The sequence below is a fragment of the Skermanella sp. genome (genome assembly GCF_059503625.1).
Genome location: NZ_JCACHA010000501.1, coordinates 1 through 2147 on the forward strand (window position 1 = coordinate 1; position 2147 = coordinate 2147).

A 2147-nucleotide genomic window follows, 5' to 3' on the forward strand; every position below is an offset into this window, starting at 1 on the left:
AAGGGCACAGAGTGCGACGGTCCGCTGCCGCGATGCGCTGGAAAGGCTAAGGGAAATTACGGGGCAGTGCCGCGCCGACTATCAGGTGCGCCGCGCCAGTACCGAAGAAAGCATCACGCGCACCGAGATCCTGTTGACGGTTTCCGCCTCGCGCAGGGAAGCCCGGGCTGACCGTTCGCGGCGGGTATGCTCCCTGTCGCCCGATCGGCTTCCGGCAATGGCACCAAGCCTGTGGCCCTCTGTTTCTCAGGAAGGATCCGGCGAGCACCAATAAGCCAGACAAGGAGACTACCGTGTCCAATCCCTGGATAATGAAGATGGAGCAGTTCACGCCTTTTTCCGATGAGGATAAGCGGCTGTTGAATGAGCTTACGTCGAAGACCCAGCGGCATTACGGTGCACGTGAGGATATCATTCGTGAAGGGGAGCACTCCCCAGAGTGTCATCTGATAATCTCCGGATTGGCTTGCCGCTATAAGATCCTGGAAGATGGCACACGGCAGATCATGGCCTTCCTCGTGGCCGGGGACCTCTGCGATGCCGAGGTCTTCATCCTGAAGGAAATGGACCATCATATCGGCACGTTGTCGCCCAGCCTGATCGCCTCCATCCCGGGCGAGACCATGCGCGACCTTCTGCTCAACCGGCCCGGCGTCGCACTGGCTCTCTGGTGGGGCACGCTGCAGGACGAAAGCATCCTGCGTGAACGCATCATCGATGCGGGCCGGCGTGACGCCTACTCGCGGATCGCCTTCCTGATCTGCGAAATGCTTCTTCGGCTGCGTGCGGTCGGCATCTTGAACGACCAGACGTTCGAGTGGCCGGTCACCCAGACCGACTTGGCCGATGCCACCGGACTGACCCCGGTTCACGTCAATCGCATGCTGCAGCGGATGCGCGAGGATGGCTTGATCTCAACCGATGGCCGGTTCTGGACGGTGCTCGATTTCGCCGGTTTGAGCAAAGTGGCGAACTTCAATCCGAATTATCTGCATCTCGATCGGGCGCATGAAGATCCCGATACAAACGCTGCCAAACGGCTCGAAGGTCTGATCTGACCGAAGCCTGCCGACGACGATAGCGATACCTGATCGAAAGCCCCCGATGATGTACTCCTCGCAGCAAGCGCCCATCAATCTGACAGCGGTTTGGGAGGGGATATCCTGGTCCGATGTGGTGCGAGACATCGACACGTCGGCGCATCGATGCGGACCGACTCTCGACATCCGTGGCCTGGACGATAGCGGCGAGGTGCCTTCGAGCGAGGGACTCTGCGATACCGTCTACGTCGTCGTATCCGGCTACGGCATGCTCTGGTACGGGGAAAATTCGATCGACTGGACCGCCGGCGATGTGCTGTTCGTACCCAGGGGCTATGCCCACCGCTTCGAACGGCTGGACGGCGAGATCAGGATTTGGAGGATTTCGCCTGCTCCCGTCATGCCCGCCAAGATCAACCCGCGCTGACGGCGTCCAGGTCGCCGCTGTCCACACGGGCAGCCTGCCGCATCGTTCTCAGCGCATCCAGCGCACGGTCGCGGGCGGTGGCGTGATCGACGATTGGGTGAGGATAGGTTTTGCCCAGGCGGACTTCGGCCTTGGCTAGCACGTCCTTGGGCGCATCCCAGGGATGGTGGATGAACTTGCGCGGCAGCTTCGCCAGTTCGGGCACGTAGCGGGCAACATATGACCCGTCGGGGTCGAACTTCTCGCCCTGGAGCACGGGATTGAAGACCCGGAAGAAGGGGGAGGGATCGGCGCCGCAGCCGGCGATCCACTGCCAGTTGGCGCTGTTGTTGGCGGCATCGGCATCGACCAGGGTGTCCCAGAACCAGGCTTCCCCATCCTGCCAGCGCACCAGCAGGTCCTTGACCAGAAAGGAGCCGGTGATCATCCGGACGCGGTTGTGCATCCAGCCCGTCCGCCAAAGCTGGCGCATCCCCGCATCGACGATGGGGAAGCCGGTCAGGCCCCGCTGCCAAGCCCTCAGCCCGTCGTCGTCCCGCCGCCAGGGCAGTTTGGCGAAGCGCCGGTCCATCGGCTCGGCCGCCAGGTCGGGGTGCGTCCGGAGCAGCCCGTGCGTGAACTCCCGCCAGCCGATTTCCCGCAGGAAAGCCTCTATCGCCGGCTCCAACCCGGCATCCATG

General features: G+C 62.6%; 4 protein-coding genes. 3 read left to right on the top strand and 1 reads right to left on the bottom strand.

Annotation, left to right across the window (positions count from 1 at the left end):
• The 3 genes from AC5JJ6_RS10830 to AC5JJ6_RS10840 form a co-directional block, all read left to right on the top strand.
• A partial coding sequence (locus tag AC5JJ6_RS10830) for a hypothetical protein (RefSeq protein ID WP_496042041.1) occupies window positions 1-274 on the top strand: 274 nt, incomplete at its 5' end.
• A gap of 43 nt (window positions 275-317) precedes the next feature.
• Window positions 318-1058: a Crp/Fnr family transcriptional regulator gene (locus tag AC5JJ6_RS10835; protein WP_496042042.1), complete on the top strand. Its 741-nt coding sequence runs from the start codon at window positions 318-320 to the stop codon at window positions 1056-1058.
• Between the two features lie 118 nt (window positions 1059-1176).
• Entirely contained in the window at window positions 1177-1467 is a 291-nt protein-coding gene (locus AC5JJ6_RS10840) for a cupin domain-containing protein (protein ID WP_496042043.1), read from the top strand.
• Here AC5JJ6_RS10840 and AC5JJ6_RS10845 read toward each other — a convergent pair.
• On the bottom strand, window positions 1454-2147 hold a 694-nt coding region (locus AC5JJ6_RS10845; protein ID WP_496042044.1), incomplete at its 5' end, for a cryptochrome/photolyase family protein. The genes AC5JJ6_RS10840 and AC5JJ6_RS10845 overlap by 14 nt on opposite strands.